Genomic DNA, 18,828 nt, shown 5'->3' on the forward strand with positions numbered 1-18,828 from the left:
TTGCATGTGTTAGGCCTGCCGCCAGCGTTCAATCTGAGCCATGATCAAACTCTTCAGTTCAAACATCTTTGGGTTTTGAGAAAACCCTAAACTTGGCTCAGCAATCGTTGGTTACATCTTTGATTTCTCGCGGAGTAACTTGTGATGCTGATAATCTGTTGACTAGCAGTCTGACTCCACAAGCACCCACACGAATTGCTTGATTCAGTTGTTAAAGAGCGGTGGGTTGAGCCTTTCATCTCAACCGAGGCGCGCATTCTACAGCGCCCCGTGTATCTGTCAAGCGATTATTTTGAAAGTTTTCAAAGTTTTGCTTTTCAAAACCTCAACAACTTCAACCACTTGCGCTTTCGATCTCTCGTTAGCGGGAGGCGAATTCTACAGCGTTAGTCGCTGCTGTCAACACCTCTTTTTCACCGCTTTCGACCGAGAAGATCGAACCGTCAACCGAGCCAGACAACCTGCCCTGCCAACTCCTTCCGCGACTTCGATGAACTGAAGCCTTGCGCGATCTTAAATCGTCTAACTCATTGAAACTCAAGGAGTTTTCCGTTTCGACTGCGCCGGAAGTGGGGCGAATTATAGAGACTCAGAATCTGCCGTCAACCCTTAATTTCGCTTTTGTTGCAGAAGACACCTTCTTCCCCATCAAACGCGGGATCCGACGCGTAATCAAAGGAATCCTCAGCAGCATCAGGAATCCCCCGATGAAGGCATAAATGGCCCATTCCTTAAGATCCGCCCGCACAATCCAAAGCATGTGTAACAACCCAAGCCCGAGGATCAGGTAAACCAGGCGATGCAACTTCTTCCAACGCACACCGAGGCGCCGCTGGCTATAACGGTTGGACGTGACGGCCAGGGACAATAAGCCGAGAAACCCAAGCACTCCGACGATAATGTACGGCCGCTTGCTCAACTCGACCCCCAACTGCGACCAGTCGAATCCCAGTATGAAGGCTAAATAGCTACCCAAATGCAGCACCACATAGGTGAAGCACCATAATCCGAGCTGGCGTCTGACCGCGATCCACCCCGCCCACCCCGTCAACTTCTGCAAAGGGGTCATGCTCAAGGTGATGAGTAGCAGGATCAGCGTACCCAACCCCAACCGGTCCACCAGAACCTTGCCGGGATCGGGGCCCAACGCATTCATCAACGCCTCGTAAAGCCAGAACAGCGGCCAGATCGCCGCCGCGACGAAGACGCCAATCCGCCACACAGGAAAACGCATCAGTAGTCCTTCCTCAGGTCCATCCCTGCATATAGAGAAGCGACTTCATCCTGATAGCCGTTGAACATCAATGTATCGCGCACATTGGGACTGAACAGTCCGCTTGGCAGGCGGCGCTCATGTGCCTGGGTCCAACGCGGGTGGTCCACCGTCGGATTGACGTTGGCATAAAAGCCGTACTCGTCCGATGCAATACTTTGCCAGGTCGTTCTGGGCTGTTCGCTGACCAGACTGATACGCACAATGGATTTCACACTTTTGAAACCATACTTCCACGGCACCACCAACCGCAACGGTGCGCCATTCTGGTTCGGCAGCTCGCGCCCATACATGCCAACCGCGAGGATGGCGAGCGGGTTCATCGCCTCATCCAGTCGCAAGCCCTCTACATAAGGCCAGTCGATCAGGGCGAAGCCAGAGCGCTGCCCAGGCATGGTCTTCGGATCCTGCAGCGTCTCAAAACGGATGTACTTGGCCTTGGAGGTCGGCTCAACCTGCTTGAGCAGCGCGGAGATAGGGAAGCCGATCCACGGAATGACCATCGACCAGGCCTCCACGCAACGCAGTCGATAGATCCGTTCCTCCAATTGATAGGGTTTCATGAAGTCTTCCAGGCCATAGCGCCCCGGCTTGCCCACTTCCCCATCCACCACCACGCTCCAGGGTTCGGTTTTCAAGGACCCGGCATTGGCCGCCGGATCGCCCTTGTCGGTTCCGAACTCATAGAAGTTGTTGTAATGGGTGGCATCCTTGAACGGCGTAATCGGTTCACCCTTGACCGTAACCGCTCCCCACTGGATAGAAGGCAGCTTTTCGGCAAACCAGGACGGCGCCTTGCCGGGCTCCACGTCGGGATAACGCGCCACATCAGCAGCGCTCGTCCAGCGCGGAAGGCTGCTCACGGCAAGGCCAGCCATGGTTGCTCCCAGCATCTGGCGACGGGATAGATAGAAGGACTCGGGGGTGACGTCCGATTCACGGCAGTCGGACGACTTGGGGATCTTGATCAGCATGACAACTCCGCAGTATTGGAGGGTAGATGCACCAATAGACTGCGGAGTATGGGGGAAATTACATTAAGACAACATTTAGCGTCGGCGCAGACGCAACAAATACTGCGCCGGTCCGGAAGCGGCATAGGCGAGGAACACCAGCAGCAGAATCCGCGGCGGATCACTGAAGACCACCGCGAACACCAGCACTACCGCAAGGATCGCCACGAACGGCACACGCCCCTTCAGGTCCAGCTCTTTAAAGCTGTTGTACTTGATGTTGCTGACCATCAGCATCCCCGCCGCAGCCACCAGTAGTGCCACCAGGAAGGACATCTTCGAACCCTGGATGCCATAGTCGCTGAACGCCCAGACCACGCCCGCCACGACACCTGCCGCAGCCGGACTTGCCAGGCCGATGAAGTAGCGCTTGTCGGCCTTGCCGACCTGGGTGTTGAAACGCGCCAGGCGCAACGCGGCGCCCGCCACATAAATGAAAGCGACCATCCAGCCAACCTTGCCCATATCCCCCAGCGCCCAACCGAACGCCAGCAAGGCAGGGGCCACGCCGAAAGCGACCATGTCCGACAGCGAATCGTACTCGGCACCGAATGCGCTTTGGGTATTGGTCATGCGGGCCACGCGCCCGTCCAGGCCATCGAGCACCATGGCGACAAAGATCGCGATAGCAGCGAAAGCAAAGTAACGGCTCGCCCCCGCACTATCGCCGGCGCTCAATGCAGCCTGGGCGCTCATGGAACTGATGATGGAATAGAAGCCGGCAAACAGGTTGGCGGTAGTAAACAGATTCGGCAGCAGATAGATGCCACGATGCCGGACCTTACGGCCTTCAGCGTCATGACCTTCTTCGACGTGCTCATCGATGGGCAGCAGGCTTTCGGCGTCAGGAGCCTGGTTTGGCTCGTCGGGACGTTCGCTCATGGACAGTACCTTGCAACGGTGTGAAAAAATTCGACAGGCGCCTGGGACGAGGGTTCGACCGCAAACGATGCAGCTTTATACCAGAAGCCATCGCCCAAACGAAAAAACGCGGCCGAGGCCGCGTTTTTTTCCATCAAGCCCGTGACTCAGTTCTTGGCTTTGTCGACGATCTTGTTGGCGCTGATCCAAGGCATCATCGAACGCAGTTGTTCACCGATGATCTCGATGCCGTGGGCAGCGTTGTTACGACGCTTGGCAGTCATCGAAGGATAGCCGGTAGCGCCTTCGCTGATGAACATCTTGGCGTATTCGCCGTCCTGAATACGTTTCAGGGCGTTGCGCATAGCCTGGCGGGACTCGGCGTTGATCACTTCCGGGCCGGTCACGTACTCACCGTATTCGGCGTTGTTGGAGATCGAGTAGTTCATGTTGGCAATACCGCCTTCGTACATGAGGTCAACGATCAGTTTCAGTTCGTGCAGGCACTCGAAGTAGGCCATTTCCGGCGCGTAGCCCGCTTCGACCAGGGTTTCGAAACCGGCTTTCACCAGCTCGACGGTACCACCGCACAGAACGGCTTGCTCACCGAACAGGTCGGTTTCAGTCTCGTCCTTGAAGGTGGTTTCGATGATACCGGTACGACCGCCGCCAACGCCGGCAGCGTAGGACAGAGCCACGTTCTTGGCGTTGCCCGAAGCGTCCTGGTAGATCGCGATCAGGTCAGGGATACCGCCACCCTTGACGAATTCGGAACGCACGGTGTGGCCCGGAGCTTTCGGCGCGATCATGATCACGTCGAGGTCAGCGCGCGGCACGACCTGGTTGTAATGGATCGAGAAACCGTGGGAGAAGGCCAGGGTCGCGCCCTTCTTGATGTTCGGCTCGATTTCGTCGCGATACAGCGCGCCCTGGAATTCGTCCGGGGTCAGGATCATGACCAGGTCGGCAGCGGCAACGGCGGAAGCCACGTCAGCCACTTTCAGGCCATGGGCTTCTGCCTTGGCAACGGTGGCCGAGCCTTTACGCAGGCCGACGGTCACGTCAACGCCGGAGTCCTTCAGGTTGCACGCCTGGGCGTGACCTTGGGAACCGTAGCCGATGATGGCGACTTTCTTGCCCTGGATGATCGACAGGTCGCAGTCTTTATCGTAGAAAACTTTCATGAATTTCCCCTATATCCGGCCATTCAGGCCATTCGCTAATTTGATTTAGATGCTCAGCACTTTGTCGCCACGGGCAATCCCGGTGACGCCACTGCGTACGGTTTCCAGAATCGAGGCAGTGCCGATCGATTGGATGAAGCTGTCGAGCTTGTCGCTGGTACCAGTCAACTGAACGGTATAGACGCTGGAGCTGACATCGACGATCTGCCCACGATAAATATCGGTAGTGCGTTTGATCTCGGCGCGCTGGGCGCCGGTGGCCTTGACCTTGACCAGCATCAGTTCGCGCTCGATGTGAGCACTTTCCGACAGGTCCACGAGCTTGACCACCTCGATCAGCTTGTTCAGGTTCTTGGTGATCTGCTCGATGATTTCATCGTGGCCCACGGTGGTCAGCGTCAGACGCGACAGAGTCGGGTCTTCGGTTGGCGCCACCGTCAGGCTTTCGATGTTGTAGTTGCGCTGCGAGAACAGACCCACTACGCGAGACAGAGCACCCGGTTCGTTTTCCAGAAGCAGGGAAATAATATGCCGCATGATTAGGTACGCTCCGTCTTGCTCAGCCACATATCGCGCATGGAACCGTCTTTGATCTGCATCGGGTAGACGTGCTCGCTGGTGTCGACCGAAATATCGATGACCACCAGGCGATCCTTCATGGCGAACGCCTCCTCCATCTTCGACTTCAGGTCTTTCGATTCGGTGATGCGCACACCGACGTGACCATAGGCCTCTGCCAGCTTGACGAAATCAGGCAGCGACTCCATGTAGGAGTGCGAGTGACGACTGCCGTAGCTCATGTCCTGCCATTGGCGAACCATACCCAGTACACCGTTGTTCAGGATCACGATCTTCACCGGCAAACCGTATTGCAGGCAGGTGGACAGTTCCTGGATGTTCATCTGGATGCTGCCCTCGCCGGTGACGCAGGCGACGTCGACATCCGGGAAGCTCAACTTGATGCCCATTGCCGCCGGGAAACCGAAGCCCATGGTGCCCAGGCCACCGGAGTTGATCCAGCGGTTGGGCTTGTTGAACTTGTAGTATTGCGCGGCGAACATCTGGTGCTGGCCCACGTCGGAGGTCACAAAGGCATCGCCCCTGGTCACTTCGCAGAGGGTTTCGATCACGGTCTGCGGCTTGATCACGCTGCCGTCGCCCTTGTCATAGGGGAACAAGCCACGGTCACCACGCCACTCATCGACCTGCTTCCACCAACTGGCTACGGACTCCTTGTTCGGGGTCTCGCCGATTTCCTTTAGGATCGCGACCATTTCGGTCAATACGCTCTCCACGGGACCGACAATTGGCACGTCTGCCTTGATGGTCTTGGAAATGGACGCAGGGTCGATGTCGATATGGATGATCTTGGCGTTCGGACAGAATTTCGCCGCGCCGTTGATGACCCGGTCATCGAAACGTGCGCCGACAGCCAGGATCACGTCGGCGTGGTGCATCGCCAGGTTGGCGGTGTAGCTGCCGTGCATGCCGAGCATACCGATGAACTGACGATCGGTGCCCGGGAAGGCGCCCAGACCCATCAGCGTATTGGTGACCGGCAGGTTGAGCATTTTCGCCAGTTCGGTCAGCGGCGCGGAGCCACCACCGAGGATCACACCGCCGCCCGAATACAACACTGGACGTTTGGCCGCCAGAAGCATCTCGGCTGCCTTGCGGATCTGCCCGGAGTGACCGCGTACGGCCGGGCTGTAGGAGCGCAGCTTGGCTTTCTTCGGAAAAATGTATTCGAACTTCTCGGCCGGGTTGGTCATGTCTTTCGGAACATCGACCACCACCGGGCCCGGACGACCGGATTCAGCCAGGTAGAAAGCCTTCTTCATGACTTCAGGGATTTCCGACGGATGCTTGATCATGAAGCTGTGCTTCACGATCGGCCGGGAGATACCGATCATGTCGGTTTCCTGGAATGCATCGGTGCCGACCATGGTGCTGGGCACCTGGCCGGAGATGATGACCATCGGAATGGAGTCCATGTAGGCCGTGGCGATACCGGTGATGGCGTTCGTGGCGCCTGGACCGGAAGTCACCAACACCACGCCGGCCTTGCCGGTGGCGCGAGCGTAGCCGTCAGCCATGTGGGTCGCCGCCTGCTCGTGACGAACCAGGATGTGGGTCACTTCCGGTTCTTTGAACAGGGCATCATAGACATGAAGAAGAGCACCACCCGGGTACCCGTAGATATATTTGACGCCTTCGTCACGCAAGAAGCGGACGAGCATCTCACCGCCAGATAAAAGCTCCACGTTGTTCACCTCTAAAACGCCAGAATACCGACCCTCAAAAGGGGACGGGTCTTAATAGGTTTACTTCTCGGCAGAGCATGAGCGACGGTGGTCGCCGACTACGTCAGCACTGACTGAGCAAGTATTGGGATCGTCCCAAGTGTTGCGGGCCTTTCCCACCCAGCGCGAGGTAACGCGTTGCGGGTGTAACAGGTCGACGCGGATATGCGCCTCATGATCTGCCGAGTGGGCCTGCTTCTGGCAGTCCCTCTACAGCGGACTTTGGATTCTTCTGTTTCGCCCTCTGCAAGTCAAGCCGTCTATGAGGTTTATTCGAAGTAAGCGCATGAGAACGCAAGAAAAAACCTTTAAACGGCAACTGTGTTAGCTTCAATTGCGCAACCTATGACAAGGAAACAGCATGCGAATGTTCCTACTGACGGCCAGCCTGATGGTTGGCCTGAGCCCGATATGCATGGCCGGTCAGATCTACAAATGGGTAGACACCCAGGGGGTGACCCATTTCAGCGCCCAACCACCCGAAGGCACGGAGGCCGCGACCGTGATCAAGTCTTCACCGCCCGTCGGCAAGCCGTCCGCGCCGCCCTCAGCCGGCACCATTGGCGATCAGAAGGCCATTGACGAGCAGGTCAAGCAGCAGGTGGCTGACCAGGAAGCCCAGCTAAAGGAGTTCTGCGAGCAGGTCCGGACCAACTTGGCGCAACTGCAGAACAATCCGCGGGTTCGCGAGGATGCGGAAGGGGAATTGCGCCGTCTAACTGAGGAGGAGCGACGCCAGCGAATCGACGAGACTCGCAAGCAGATCGAAGAACATTGCCAGTGACGGCCGTCAGCTGACGTCGCTGATCAACCGGTCGAACTGCGACAGCAGCCGCTGCAACTCGGTGCCCTGCCCCGGTCGCTGGGCATAGACCATTTCCGCCATGGCAAGGATGCCCGAGGCGTTGGGCAGTGGCAGGTCATTTTCCAGGATGGCTTTCATCCGTGGCAGGAAAATCCACTGCAGCCATTGCTCGAAGTCCAGGGTGTCGACCGCGAACGGCTCGACACTGGCCAGCGCTTCAGCCGAAGGTGAAGCGCTGCTCCACCAGCCCTGGACCCGCAATTCCCGCTCGATCAGCAGCAGCTGATCGGCGATCTGGGGAAAACGCGTATCCATCAGAGGGAAACCTTGGCCTTCTGACGGGCAAGCGCCGCGCCGGCCGAGTCGCCCTGTTTCTCACGAGCCTGGGCGATAAGCTCCCACAGGCTGGCCTGAAGGGCCGGGCGACCGCTGGTGAACGTCAGACCGCGACGGGCCAGTTGTTCAGCTTGCGGCGCATCGCCCTGGGCCATGCGCACCTGGGCCAGGCGATAAAGAACCTGGGGTTCACGCGGCGCTACGCGCTGGGCACGCTCCAGGCTGGAAGACGCACCGTTGAGGTCGCCACTGGCCTGTTGCTGTTGGGCGGTCGTCAGCAGAGCCAACACTGGGCCATCCAGTTGTTCATCGGCGGACAGGCCACCGGAGCCGGTCGACGGAATGCTGCCTGGCGACGCTGGCATGCTGTAGCTGCCCTGATTGATCGGCGAGGTTTCGATAGGGCCTGTCGTGATAGGTCCAGGCGTGATCGGCGTGCTGCTGATCGGTGCCGACGTCGTGGCGCCGCCACCAGGCACCATCACGACAACACCGCTATCGCCTTGAGGAATCGCCTGGGCCTGGCCTTGCACTGGCCGTCTCACCGTCGTTTGACGGAAACCGCCGTTGGCCGACACTCTCTCACTATTGGAAACGGCAGTGCCGGAGTCGACAACCGGAATTGAGCCGCGCTGTACAGTCGAGCAACCACTGAGCAAAGCCACGGCAGTTACCGCTGGAATCAACCACTTGTTCACGTGAAACCCTCTTTGCTTAATTCATCCAGTCCTTGACCCAATCCATCACCGACTCGGCTGGATTCTGTCCGCCACAGGCGGCACCTGGCGGTGGTTCGCTGCCGCGAATATACGGCATCTGCACCGCACCCGGGCAATTGGCATCGGAGCCTTGTCCAGTGCGCGAATCGACCCAGGCCTGAACGACGTTGTCCGGCTGCGGCATGTCCAGCGGCAACGGGTCGGCCTTGCGCATGAAGCTGGTCCAGACCTGCAATGCGCCGGTAGCACCGGTGAACGGCGTCTTGCCGTTGTCATCGCGACCGAGCCAGACCACGGCCAGCAGGTCCTGGCTGAAACCGGCGAACCAGCTGTCGCGCGAATCATTACTGGTACCGGTCTTGCCCGCCAGCGTCAGGGTCCGGGGCAACACGTTATAGACCGAACTGCCGGTGCCCTCACGCATGACCCGCTGCATGGCGCTCTGGATCAGGTAGATGGAGCCCGGATCGAAACGCTGCTGGATCTGGAACGGATAACGCTTGAGCGGCTCGCCGTCGGCGGTGAGCACGCTGCGGATCCCACGCATCGGTGTATTGAAACCGCCGTTGGCCAGGGTCTGGTACATGGCCGCGACCTCGATCGGCGCGAGGCCTCCGGCCCCCAGCAGCATCGACGGGAAGGCCGGAAGTTCGCGGCTTACCCCCAGGCGCGCCAGCGTCTTGAGCACGTTCGGCACACCGACTTCCAGCCCAAGGCGAGCCGTGGACAAGTTGTAGGAATGCGCCAGCCCCTGATACAGGAAAACCGTACCGTGGGAACGCCGGTCATAGTTCTGCGGCTTCCAGACCTGGCCGTCCGCGCCCTTGACCGAGAACGCCTCATCCGACAGCCAACTGGTCAGCGTGTACTGGCTGGGTTTCTCCAGGGCAGTGAGATACACCGCTGGCTTAATCAGCGAGCCGATCGGGCGCACGGCATCCAGCGCCCTGTTGAAACCGGCGAAACTGGCCTGGCGACTGCCAATCATGGCCTGGACTTCGCCGGTTTCCGGATTGGTCACCACCATGGCGGCTTCCACATCTTCGGCGCCCTTGCGCGCCCCCAGGCGCTTGAAGGTGTCCTCGACCGAAGCCTCTGCCTTCATCTGCAGGATCGGGTCGAAACTGGTGAATATCCGCAGACCTTCTTCGGTCAAGTCCTCGTCACGGTAGTCTTCACGCAGTTGTCGCTTGACCAGGTCGAGGAAGCCGGGGAACGAGCTGTCCGCGAGACTGCCGCGCTTGGTCACGCCCAGCGGCATCTTCTTCGCCGCTTCGACCTGCTCGGCCGTCGCCACGCCTTGTTGCTGAAGCAGATCGAGCACCAGGTTGCGACGCTCGAGGGCCCGCTCCGGATGACGCCGCGGGTTATAGGAAGACGGCCCCTTGACCATGCCCACCAGCAATGCCACCTGATGCAACTTGAGCTCGGACAATGGCTGGCTGAAGAAGAACTGGCTGGCGAGACCGAAACCGTGCACCGCCCGCTGACCGTCCTGACCGATGAACACCTCGTTGAGGTACGCCTCCAGGATCTCCTGCTTGTCGTAATGCAACTCCAGCAGCAGCGCCATCATGGCTTCGGTGAGCTTGCGTGTGAGGCTGCGCTCGTTGGTCAGATAGAAGTTCTTGACCAACTGCTGGGTCAGCGTGCTGCCGCCCTGGCGCATATGCCCCGAGGAGGCGTTGACCCAGATGGCCCGGGCAATCGACTTGGGGGAGACGCCGAAGTGATGGTAGAAGTCCCTGTCTTCGACGGCGACGAGCGTATCGATCAGGAACGGCGGTACCTGGTCGATCTTGATCAGGATCCGGTCTTCGAGGTTCTTCGGATACAGGCCACCGATCAGCAATGGTTCGAGGCGCACCACCGAAAGACTAGCATTGTTGGCGCCCGTCAACGCAGCCACGTAGTCGCCGGAAAAACGCACGCGCACCGCTTGCGCCTGTTCCATCCCTTCATAGAACTGGAAGCCACGGGTATTGAGATCGACAGTGTTGCCATTGACGGAAGCTTCGCCCGGCCCCTTGGCCACGCTTTCACGGCGATAGCCCAAGGCATCAAGCTCGGTGAGGAAGTCGTCCTTGCTCAGCTTCTGTCCGACGAACAGCTCCAGCGGCCGGGCGTAGACCTTGGCCGGGATCGTCCAGCGCTTGCCGGAGAACTTCTCCTGGACCACGGCATCGAGATAGACGGCAAAACCGGCAAGCACGACAAGGCCCACCAGGCCGAGTTTAAGGGCCCAGCCCAGCCAGGGCCGCAGGCGGCTGACGGGTGGTTTTTTGGGGGTACGAGGGGATCGGGTACGAGTCATGGCGGCGGATTATACGCACTTTGCGCGGGTTCAACATGAGCCCGACAACCTGCATGATGCATGGGCCATCCGGTTTGCGTTAACGCAGCATGTCGCCATAATGACTGCCTTGAATTTTTCCAGACTCTGAAGGATCGCCTGTGAGCCAGTCCCTGATCGCTGCCCTGCAAAACCCGGCCCTCTACCCACACCCCGTCGAAGGGTTCCAGGTCATCGAAACCCACATTTCCTGGGTCTTGCTCACCGGTCCTTACGCCTACAAGTTCAAGAAGCCGGTCAATTTCGGCTTCCTCGACTTCACCGATCTGGACGCCCGCAAGCATTTCTGTGGCGAAGAGCTGCGCCTGAACCAGCGCCTGACCCAGGACCTGTACCTGGAAGTGCTGCCAATCACCGGCAGCGCCGAAGCACCACAACTGAATGGTGACGGACCGGCGATCGAATATGCCCTGAAGATGCGCCAGTTCCCGCAGAGCCAACTGCTCAGTACGTTGCAGGCCAACGGTGAACTGACCACCGCCCACGTTGACGAAATGGCCGAACAGATCGCCCGGTTCCACCTCTCCACACCCAAGGTCCCCGCCGAAAACCCGGCCGGCACCCCGGACAGCGTGATGGCACCGGTGCGGCAGAACTTTGAACAGATCCGTCCGTTCCTCAGCGACAAGGCTGACCTGGCACAGCTCGAAGCCCTGCAAGCCTGGGCTGAAAGCAGTTTCGAACGCCTCAAGCCACTATTCATTCAGCGTAAGGCCGAAGGCTTCATCCGCGAATGCCACGGCGACATTCATCTGGGCAACGCCACCGTGATCGATGGCAAGGTGGTGATTTTCGACTGCATCGAGTTCAACGAACCGTTCCGTTTCACCGACGTCTACGGCGACACGGGGTTCCTGGCGATGGACCTGGAAGACCGCGGGCTCAAGTCCCTGGCACGGCGATTCGTCAGCCAATACCTGGAACTGACCGGCGATTACCAGGGCCTGGAGCTGTTGAACTTCTACAAAGCCTACCGGGCCCTTGTCCGAGCCAAGATCGCATTGTTCAGCATGCCGGCCGAAGCCGACCCGGTACAACGCGCCACCACCCTGCGCCAATACCGTAATTACGCCAATCTGGCTGAAAGCTACAGCACCATCCCTTCGCCATTCCTGGCCATTACCCACGGCGTTTCGGCCGTGGGCAAAAGCCACGTGGCGATGCGCCTGGTGGAAGCGCTGGGTGCGATTCGCCTGCGCTCGGACGTGGAACGCAAGCGCCTGTTTGGAGAGCAACACGTACCGAACGATCCCCAGGCCGGCATCTATAGCAACGATGCCAGCAGCGCCACGTATGCACGCTTGCATGAAATCGCCGGAGGGATCCTGCGTGCAGGGTTTCCGGTGGTAATCGATGCCACCTACCTCAAGCGCGATCAGCGTGAAGCCGCAGCGAAAATCGCCGAAGCGACGGGCACCCCGTTCCTGATCCTGGATTGCAATGCACCGCAAGCGGTCATAGAAAACAGACTGGCGCAGCGTCAGGCCGATCAGAAAGACCCTTCCGACGCGACCCTGGCCGTCATCGCCGCACAACAGGCCAACCGCGAAGCGTTGACGCCGGAGGAAATCCTCTGCAGCAAACCGGTCCAGACCAATGAAAGCGGCACGCTCGACAACGTGGTCGCGCAGATCCGCCAGCGCCTGCCAGGCCTGTAAGCAACTGTTTCGACCGTGAAGCGACACCCGGCTTCACGGTCGCCAAGTAGTGGCACTATACTGGCGTCATAAAACCAACAGGTGACATTGACATGAACCGCCCAAAGATTCTCAACACACCGCTGTATGCCTTGCTGCGCAAAGACGACATTTCAGGCTTCAATAAAGAGCGCCCTCAAGGCCCGGTCGACTTGAGCGGCGGCGACTTTCGCGGGCTCGACCTGCGGGAACTGAACGTGGACGACGTCGACTTCACGGACGCTTACTTCCGTTCCGCCGATTTGCGCGGTGTCGATTTCCGCAAGTCGAAGCTGGAAGGTGCAAGCCTGGCCCATGCGCAAATCTCCGGCGCTTATTTCCCACCCGAGCTGTCGGCCGACGAAATTCTGATGTCGATGAACTTTGGCACCCGGTTGCGCTACCGCACCCGCTGACTCGTTAGACAGGACAAACCCCACGCTACAGAATCCAGCGCCCCCGCTTGCGCTGGATTGATGGGTATTGCCGATCCGTTGCTCCATCGTGCGTAATGCCTTAGAAGCTTTTGCGACAATCCTGCCAAAGAATCACGCTTTTCCTACTGAGCGCTACACTCCTGAGAAGCTTGCCTACTGAACAGTCGGCCGTCGCAAGGAGGCTCGATGAATGATGAACTGCAGCACCTGAAGAATCTGGGCAAGACGTCGGCCCAGTGGCTACACGCCGTGGGGATCCACAGCGCCTCGGATCTGCGTCGACTCGGAGCGGTCGACGCCTATCGTGCTGTGCGTACCCGTGGTTTCCGGGCCTCCAAGGTGTTGCTGTATGCGATAGAAGGCGCGTTGATGGACATGCACTGGAACGACATTCCTGCCGAGCGCAAGGAAGCTTTGAACAAGCAGCTGGACGCCATATCCACACGCCACAAAGCCTGACGCCCTTCGTTGTCGGCATAGCCGTCAGGGTTATTTGGGTGAATTGGAAAACAACGTTTGACATGGTAATGAGAATCGCTATGATTACCGCATCCGGTCGCGAGACTGGTCGATATTTGAAAAGCCCTTGGTTCGGACTCTCAGATATCTCCTCATCAGGCTAATCACGGTTATTTGACCCGGCTCTTGCCGGGTCTTTTTTTTTGCCCGCTGGAATAGGCTTCTGCGGCTGTCCGCGCATTTGCGCGCAATAGTCCACGGGCGGCGTGGCCGGTGTGTACCAGACGTAATCCGCCATGGCCGATGTAACTACGCTGCCCTCTTCGGCCAGCATCAGGACCACAGGCGCTACATCGGCCCCGAGGTCCTGGGCATGTAGCGGTACGCCGACATCCTTGCGTCCGTGCCAGGCGCCCGCAAACAACAATGCTGGAGTTGGTGCGGCCAATAACCGCTCGGCCATGCGCCGATCACGCTGTTGCTGGACGGCCAGCATCGCCGGCATCTGTGATTCCGGCAGCAGGCCACAGTGGGATTCGCGAATCTGTCCCAGTAGTTCGTCCTTTACGGCCACCCCATTGGAGCGAGTACCGCTCAAAGCTGGGGCTTGTCGGTAGAAGCGCTGGATCTCGACAACATCCAGGTTTGCGGCCAACAACGGATAACGTTGCGCCAAGGCATATTCGACGACAGGTCCATACAGTTTCCAATCCCAACCAGGCGACCAATCCAGGGCGTCGACAAGATTCCCCGGAAGAACAGGTAACTGACGGAGCCCATCGACCCGTGACTGCTGACTGGGCGTCAGCATTTCCAGCAGCAGACTGCCTTGCGCTCGTTGCCTGGCCAGGCCCTGGAGCAGCCATAATTGCAGCGCGTGATGATCCGGGTTGTCATGCTGCTCCCCCACGATGACCCGAGGTGCATTCGCCAGATGTTCGATCAAGGCCCCAGGCGCAACTGCCTGACCACTGTGCAGGTCACGGATCCGTCCGTTGATAGGTGGCGGTGCGATGCTCTGGCAAGCGGCCAGGACACTCAAGACCAGAATCAGGATCAGGCGCATCAGGCGGCGTTCTCGACGAAGGTGTTCATGAATGGGCATGGAATCGTCAGGCCGAGTACTCTCGACCCGACATTTGATGAATACTTCTATCTGACCGTCAACTGTGAAATCACTCCCACAGGGAGGCATTCAACATCCGCATCGAGACTCACATGAAATTTCTGTGCAGCAACGCCGAACTGCCCGACAACGACAGTCGCGGTTTCGACATTGAGGGGCGCAAGGTGCTGGCGGTACGGCGTGCGGGTCAGGTTCATGTGTATCTCAACCGCTGTCCGCACCGTGGCGTACCGCTGGAATGGCAACCCGACCGGTTCCTCGACGCCAGTGCCAGCCTGATCCAGTGTGCCACCCACGGCGCGCTGTTTCTGATCGAAAGCGGCGAATGCGTGGCCGGTCCTTGTGCCGGCCAGTTCCTGGTGGCGCTAGACAGCCGGGAGGACGCACAAGGCATCTGGGTCAAGCTGTAATGGCCCTAGCAGCACCGGCAACGCACGGTCCACCCACATCTGTTCGGGTGTCAGCGTGACGCCGTAGGCCAGCACCTCCACGCCCGCCGCCGCAGCCTCGCGCAAGGCAGCCGCGTAACCCGGGTCGATTTCCTCGGCCGGGCGCACCGCGTCGATGCCGCTCAGGTTCACGCAATACAGCTGCACCGCACGCACACCTCCGCGGGCCAGACAAGCCAGCTCCCTCAGGTGCTTGGCGCCGCGCTGGGTCACGGCGTCGGGAAATGCGGCGATGCTCGTGCCATCGAAACCCAGCGTAACGCTCTTGACTTCGACCCAGGCCGAACCGTGATCGTAGTCCAGGCGAAAGTCGATACGACTGTTCTCCACGCCGTAAGCCACTTCCCGCTTCAAGCCGATGAAGCCATTGAGCTCACTGATCACGCCGGCGCGCAACGCCTCCTCGATCAAGCCATTGGCCCGCGCGGTATTGATGCAAGCCAGTCGCCCCTGAGGGGTTTCGCCGACTTCCCAGGTCCCGGGCAGCTTGCGCCTGGGATCGCTGGAGCGACTGAACCAGACCCGTGCGCCTTCAGCCATGCAATTGAGCATCGAGCCGGTATTGGGACAATGAATAGTCAGCTGTTCGCCATCGAGGGTTTCGATATCGGCAAGGAAACGCTTGTAGCGTCGAATCAGTCGACCTTCTTCCAGAGCAGGAGAAAAACGCATCAGCCTTGCCAGCTCCGCAGTCCACGCGCAATCCGCTCCACCGCCTCCTGCAGTCGCGGCAGGCTCTGGGTGTAGGCGAACCGCACATGGTGCCCGGCCTGGTGGCGGCCGAAATCCAGCCCGGGGGTGAACGCTACATGTTCGGTTTCCAGGAAGTGCTGACAGAAGGCAAAGGCATCGCCACCGAATGCGCGGATATCGGCATAGAGGTAGAACGCGCCTTCCGGCTCGACCGCAATGCCGAAACCCAGCTCGCGCAAGGCCGGCAACAGGAAGTCGCGGCGCAGCGCGAATTCGGCCCGACGTTGCTCGAAGATCTCGATGGTCGCTGGCTCGAAACAGGCCAGGGCCGCGTACTGGGCCATGCTTGGCGCACTGATGTAGAGGTTCTGCGCAAGCTTTTCCAACTCACCGACCGCGGCGGAAGGGGCCACCAGCCAGCCCAGTCGCCAGCCGGTCATGCCGAAATACTTGGAAAAACTATTCAGAACGAAGGCATCGTCGTCGACTTCCAGCACGCTGGCGGCCTCGGTGCCATAGGTCAAGCCGTGATAGATCTCATCCACCACCAGATGGCCATTACGGGCCTTGATTGCTTTCGATAGCCCAACCAGCTCGTCCCGGGAGAGCAGCGTCCCGGTTGGGTTGGCCGGCGACGCCACCAGCGCACCGACGCTGTCCTGGTCCCAATGACGGCTCACCAGCTCGGGAGTCAACTGGTAACGCACCTCAGGGCCCACCGGCACCAGTTGCGCCGCGCCTTCCACCAGGCGCAGGAAGTGACGGTTGCAGGGGTAGCCAGGGTCCGCCAGCAACCAGTGTTTGCCCGGGTCCACCAGCAAGGCGCTGGCCAGCAGCAACGCCCCGGACCCGCCCGGCGTGATCAGGATACGCCGGGGGTCAATGCTCACTCCGTAGCGCTGCCCGTAGAAACCGGCGATGGCCTCTCGCAGCTCGGGGATGCCGCGAGCTGCGGTATAGCGGGTCTTGCCCGCCGCCAGCGCGGCCTGGCCGGCCTGGATGATCGGCTCGGCCGTTGTGAAGTCCGGCTCGCCGATCTCCAGATGGATGACGTCGTGTCCCGCTGCCTGCAGTTCATTGGCACGGGCCAGCAACGCCATCACATGGAAAGGTTCGATGGCGCGACTGCGCGCACTGTAGGGCTGAGCCATTAGCCTTCCTTCGCATAAAAAAGAACCGATTCTACCCAACTCTCAGCCCAAGTCAGAAACAACTGCGGGAACGAGCGCCAGCCTGAAGAGGTCCGAGTGGCCTGCGTGGCTAATTCATGCACTCAAATCAACCGTACAGGCCACTAGCCACCGAATTGCAGGAAATGACTCCGGCGATTGGCCCAGGCTTGACTAGAATCAAGCATTGAGCAGGATGACCTCTGCACCGAACCGGACCCGGCCATGCTTTGCGAAGCCCCGCCCGCCGCAGGCTCGACAACCGGGAGTGGCGCGGCCCGATTCGATCTGGTAAGTTCGCCCGCTTGCAGCCGCAGGGCCGGCAGGTGTCGGTGATGGAGCAATCCTGCGTAGTGGATTACAAGAGTAGAGGCGGTCCATTCATGCCCACCCAAGCAAAGCAAAATCAAAATCAGTCGCTCAGCGGGTTTGAGCCTTATGTCCCTAAAGCGGGCGAAGAGTACATGGGCGCCCCCATGCGCGCGCACTTCACCAAGATCCTGAACAAGTGGAAACAGGACTTGATGCAGGAAGTCGATCGCACTGTGGATCACATGAAAGACGAGGCGGCCAACTTCCCCGACCCCGCCGACCGTGCCAGCCAGGAAGAAGAATTCAGCCTGGAATTGCGTGCACGTGACCGTGAGCGCAAGCTGATCAAGAAAATTGACAAAACGTTGCAACTGATCGAAGACGAAGAATACGGCTGGTGCGAGTCCTGCGGCATCGAGATCGGCATCCGTCGCCTGGAAGCCCGCCCGACGGCCGACTTGTGCATCGACTGCAAGACCTTGGCAGAAATCAAGGAAAAACAGGTCGGCAAGTAATTGTCGGGGCTGTTATCGAAAAACGGAGCGTTCATACGCTCCGTTTTTTGTTTGCATCAGGCTCCTACTTAGAACGTGTGACCCCCTTGTGGGAGCGAGCCTGCTGGCGATAGCGCCGGATCAGTCACCTCTGCTGTGGCGGGCATACCGCTATCGCGAGCAGGCTCGCTCCCACAGGGGACGGTGTTCCTCCATACTTACGCCCCTATGACTGCCACCTCCTCCTACATCGGTCGCTTCGCTCCCACCCCTAGCGGCCACCTGCATTTCGGCTCGCTGGTCGCCGCACTGGCGTCGTATCTGGACGCCCGGGCCGTCGGTGGGCGCTGGCTGCTGCGCATGGAAGACCTCGATCCGCCCCGGGAAGAACCCGGTGCGCAAGTGGCGATCCTCAAGGCACTGGAAAGCTACGGCTTCGAATGGGACGGCGAGATCGTCCGCCAGAGCGAGCGCCATGAGGCCTACGATCAGGTCATCAACCGCCTGCTCAGCCAAGGCCTGGCTTATGCCTGCACCTGCTCACGCAAACAACTGGAGGCGTACCAGGGGATTTATCCGGGGTTGTGCCGCAACGCCGGGCACGACACCGAAGGTGCCGCCATCCGCCTGCGCGTCCCCGAGCTCGAGTACCATTTCATCGACCGGGTACAAGGCCAATTCCGCCAGCATCTGGGCCGCGAGGCCGGCGATTTTGTCATCCGTCGCCGCGACGGTCTCTATGCCTATCAACTGGCCGTGGTACTGGACGACGCCTGGCAAGGGGTAACCGATATCGTGCGCGGTGCCGACCTGCTGGACTCCACGCCCCGACAGCTCTACCTGCAAGAGCTGCTCGGGCTGCCGCAACCACGATACCTGCATGTGCCGTTGATCACCCAACCGGACGGACACAAGCTGGGCAAATCCTACCGTTCGCCACCGCTGGCGGCCGATCAGGCCACGCCGTTGCTGCGCAGGGCCTTGCGGGCACTGGGCCAGGAACCCGGCGTCGAATTGGCCGATGCCAGCCCTCGGGAGCTGCTGACGTGGGGAATTCGCCACTGGGACGCGGCAAGGATCCCGCGCACAATGACCTTGCCCGAAGCGCAAATACGCTGACGGCCCTTGCAGCTTGGCGCCCATCCGTTACCATCGCCGCACGTTTT

At 59.7% G+C, this 18,828-nt stretch carries 19 protein-coding genes; 7 read left to right on the plus strand and 12 right to left on the minus strand.

The genetic code is table 11. From position 1 onward, the window contains the following. Window positions 1–589 precede the first annotated feature (589 nt). From msrQ to AD665_RS21915, 6 genes are all read right to left on the minus strand, one after another. Complete coding sequence (msrQ, locus tag AD665_RS21890; RefSeq protein ID WP_053193699.1) at window positions 590–1,234, minus strand: protein-methionine-sulfoxide reductase heme-binding subunit MsrQ; 645 nt, start codon at window positions 1,232–1,234, stop codon at window positions 590–592. Further along, the gene (gene msrP, locus AD665_RS21895; RefSeq protein WP_024779613.1) at window positions 1,234–2,247 is read right to left on the minus strand and encodes a protein-methionine-sulfoxide reductase catalytic subunit MsrP; all 1,014 of its coding nucleotides are present in this window, start codon (window positions 2,245–2,247) and stop codon (window positions 1,234–1,236) included. The genes msrQ and msrP overlap by 1 nt, the downstream gene beginning before the upstream one ends. Before the next feature lie 75 nt (window positions 2,248–2,322). Continuing rightward, complete coding sequence (pssA, locus tag AD665_RS21900; RefSeq protein WP_024779612.1) at window positions 2,323–3,168, minus strand: CDP-diacylglycerol--serine O-phosphatidyltransferase; 846 nt, start codon at window positions 3,166–3,168, stop codon at window positions 2,323–2,325. 146 nt (window positions 3,169–3,314) lie between these two features. Next, window positions 3,315–4,331: a ketol-acid reductoisomerase gene (gene ilvC, locus AD665_RS21905; RefSeq protein ID WP_024779611.1), complete on the minus strand. Its 1,017-nt coding sequence runs from the start codon at window positions 4,329–4,331 to the stop codon at window positions 3,315–3,317. A 45-nt stretch (window positions 4,332–4,376) separates the two neighbouring features. Beyond that, entirely contained in the window at window positions 4,377–4,868 is a 492-nt protein-coding gene (gene ilvN / locus AD665_RS21910) for an acetolactate synthase small subunit (protein ID WP_024779610.1), read from the minus strand. Window positions 4,869–4,870: 2 nt separating this feature from the next. Then, the gene (locus AD665_RS21915) at window positions 4,871–6,595 is read right to left on the minus strand and encodes an acetolactate synthase 3 large subunit (RefSeq protein ID WP_024779609.1); all 1,725 of its coding nucleotides are present in this window, start codon (window positions 6,593–6,595) and stop codon (window positions 4,871–4,873) included. 400 nt (window positions 6,596–6,995) lie between these two features. On the opposite strand from AD665_RS21915, the gene AD665_RS21920 reads away from it, so the two are divergent. Next, window positions 6,996–7,418, plus strand: a complete 423-nt coding sequence (locus tag AD665_RS21920) for a DUF4124 domain-containing protein (protein ID WP_024779608.1) — start codon at window positions 6,996–6,998, stop codon at window positions 7,416–7,418. A 6-nt stretch (window positions 7,419–7,424) separates the two neighbouring features. Here the strand turns inward: AD665_RS21920 and AD665_RS21925 are convergent, their stop codons facing one another. Genes AD665_RS21925 through mrcB form a run of 3 tightly spaced genes read right to left on the minus strand, consistent with a single transcriptional unit; the run spans window position 7,425 to window position 10,808 of the window. Further along, entirely contained in the window at window positions 7,425–7,754 is a 330-nt protein-coding gene (locus tag AD665_RS21925) for a YqcC family protein (RefSeq protein ID WP_024779607.1), read from the minus strand. Then, entirely contained in the window at window positions 7,754–8,473 is a 720-nt protein-coding gene (locus AD665_RS21930; protein WP_024779606.1) for a tetratricopeptide repeat protein, read from the minus strand. The genes AD665_RS21925 and AD665_RS21930 overlap by 1 nt, the downstream gene beginning before the upstream one ends. A 16-nt stretch (window positions 8,474–8,489) precedes the next feature. Beyond that, on the minus strand, window positions 8,490–10,808 hold the full coding sequence (gene mrcB, locus AD665_RS21935; protein ID WP_024779605.1) for a penicillin-binding protein 1B: 2,319 nt from the start codon (window positions 10,806–10,808) through the stop codon (window positions 8,490–8,492). A gap of 140 nt (window positions 10,809–10,948) precedes the next feature. On the opposite strand from mrcB, the gene AD665_RS21940 reads away from it, so the two are divergent. From AD665_RS21940 to AD665_RS21950, 3 genes are all read left to right on the plus strand, one after another. After that, window positions 10,949–12,505 (plus strand): bifunctional aminoglycoside phosphotransferase/ATP-binding protein, encoded by a 1,557-nt coding sequence (locus AD665_RS21940; RefSeq protein ID WP_024779604.1) that lies wholly within the window; start codon window positions 10,949–10,951, stop codon window positions 12,503–12,505. A 92-nt stretch (window positions 12,506–12,597) separates the two neighbouring features. Further along, entirely contained in the window at window positions 12,598–12,939 is a 342-nt protein-coding gene (locus tag AD665_RS21945) for a pentapeptide repeat-containing protein (RefSeq protein WP_024779603.1), read from the plus strand. Window positions 12,940–13,146: 207 nt separating this feature from the next. Continuing rightward, window positions 13,147–13,419, plus strand: a complete 273-nt coding sequence (locus tag AD665_RS21950) for a TfoX/Sxy family protein (protein WP_024779602.1) — start codon at window positions 13,147–13,149, stop codon at window positions 13,417–13,419. A 160-nt stretch (window positions 13,420–13,579) separates the two neighbouring features. Here the strand turns inward: AD665_RS21950 and AD665_RS21955 are convergent, their stop codons facing one another. Beyond that, window positions 13,580–14,485 (minus strand): ChaN family lipoprotein, encoded by a 906-nt coding sequence (locus AD665_RS21955; protein ID WP_024779601.1) that lies wholly within the window; start codon window positions 14,483–14,485, stop codon window positions 13,580–13,582. 152 nt (window positions 14,486–14,637) lie between these two features. Between AD665_RS21955 and AD665_RS21960 the strand changes: the two genes are divergently transcribed. Beyond that, window positions 14,638–14,955, plus strand: coding sequence for a Rieske (2Fe-2S) protein (locus AD665_RS21960; RefSeq protein WP_024779600.1), 318 nt, complete (start codon window positions 14,638–14,640; stop codon window positions 14,953–14,955). Here the strand turns inward: AD665_RS21960 and sfsA are convergent. Beyond that, complete coding sequence (gene sfsA / locus AD665_RS21965; protein WP_024779599.1) at window positions 14,911–15,666, minus strand: DNA/RNA nuclease SfsA; 756 nt, start codon at window positions 15,664–15,666, stop codon at window positions 14,911–14,913. The two genes, AD665_RS21960 and sfsA, sit on opposite strands and share 45 nt — an antisense overlap. Beyond that, a complete protein-coding gene (locus tag AD665_RS21970; RefSeq protein WP_024779598.1) occupies window positions 15,666–16,838 on the minus strand; it encodes a pyridoxal phosphate-dependent aminotransferase in 1,173 nt (390 codons plus the stop codon). Before AD665_RS21970 ends, sfsA begins: the two co-directional genes overlap by 1 nt. A gap of 401 nt (window positions 16,839–17,239) precedes the next feature. On the opposite strand from AD665_RS21970, the gene dksA reads away from it, so the two are divergent. Continuing rightward, window positions 17,240–17,683 (plus strand): RNA polymerase-binding protein DksA, encoded by a 444-nt coding sequence (gene dksA, locus AD665_RS21975; RefSeq protein ID WP_024779597.1) that lies wholly within the window; start codon window positions 17,240–17,242, stop codon window positions 17,681–17,683. 207 nt (window positions 17,684–17,890) lie between these two features. After that, entirely contained in the window at window positions 17,891–18,781 is an 891-nt protein-coding gene (gene gluQRS / locus AD665_RS21980; RefSeq protein WP_053193702.1) for a tRNA glutamyl-Q(34) synthetase GluQRS, read from the plus strand. Window positions 18,782–18,828 lie beyond the last annotated feature (47 nt).

The sequence above is a fragment of the Pseudomonas corrugata genome, from assembly GCF_001269905.1.
Taxonomy (GTDB): Bacteria; Pseudomonadota; Gammaproteobacteria; order Pseudomonadales; family Pseudomonadaceae; genus Aquipseudomonas; species Aquipseudomonas corrugata.

Bases quoted from the DNA above. Each gene is read 5' to 3' on its own strand.
- msrQ (WP_053193699.1), bottom strand. From the start codon at position 1,234: ATGCGTTTTCCTGTGTGGCGGATTGGCGTCTTCGTCGCGGCGGCGATC.
- msrP (WP_024779613.1), bottom strand. From the start codon at position 2,247: ATGCTGATCAAGATCCCCAAGTCGTCCGACTGCCGTGAATCGGACGTC.
- pssA (WP_024779612.1), bottom strand. From the start codon at position 3,168: ATGAGCGAACGTCCCGACGAGCCAAACCAGGCTCCTGACGCCGAAAGC.
- ilvC (WP_024779611.1), bottom strand. From the start codon at position 4,331: ATGAAAGTTTTCTACGATAAAGACTGCGACCTGTCGATCATCCAGGGC.
- ilvN (WP_024779610.1), bottom strand. From the start codon at position 4,868: ATGCGGCATATTATTTCCCTGCTTCTGGAAAACGAACCGGGTGCTCTG.
- AD665_RS21920 (WP_024779608.1), top strand. From the start codon at position 6,996: ATGCGAATGTTCCTACTGACGGCCAGCCTGATGGTTGGCCTGAGCCCG.
- AD665_RS21925 (WP_024779607.1), bottom strand. From the start codon at position 7,754: ATGGATACGCGTTTTCCCCAGATCGCCGATCAGCTGCTGCTGATCGAG.
- mrcB (WP_024779605.1), bottom strand. From the start codon at position 10,808: ATGACTCGTACCCGATCCCCTCGTACCCCCAAAAAACCACCCGTCAGC.
- AD665_RS21945 (WP_024779603.1), top strand. From the start codon at position 12,598: ATGAACCGCCCAAAGATTCTCAACACACCGCTGTATGCCTTGCTGCGC.
- AD665_RS21950 (WP_024779602.1), top strand. From the start codon at position 13,147: ATGAATGATGAACTGCAGCACCTGAAGAATCTGGGCAAGACGTCGGCC.
- AD665_RS21955 (WP_024779601.1), bottom strand. From the start codon at position 14,485: ATGCGCCTGATCCTGATTCTGGTCTTGAGTGTCCTGGCCGCTTGCCAG.
- AD665_RS21960 (WP_024779600.1), top strand. From the start codon at position 14,638: ATGAAATTTCTGTGCAGCAACGCCGAACTGCCCGACAACGACAGTCGC.
- sfsA (WP_024779599.1), bottom strand. From the start codon at position 15,666: ATGCGTTTTTCTCCTGCTCTGGAAGAAGGTCGACTGATTCGACGCTAC.
- AD665_RS21970 (WP_024779598.1), bottom strand. From the start codon at position 16,838: ATGGCTCAGCCCTACAGTGCGCGCAGTCGCGCCATCGAACCTTTCCAT.
- dksA (WP_024779597.1), top strand. From the start codon at position 17,240: ATGCCCACCCAAGCAAAGCAAAATCAAAATCAGTCGCTCAGCGGGTTT.
- gluQRS (WP_053193702.1), top strand. From the start codon at position 17,891: ATGACTGCCACCTCCTCCTACATCGGTCGCTTCGCTCCCACCCCTAGC.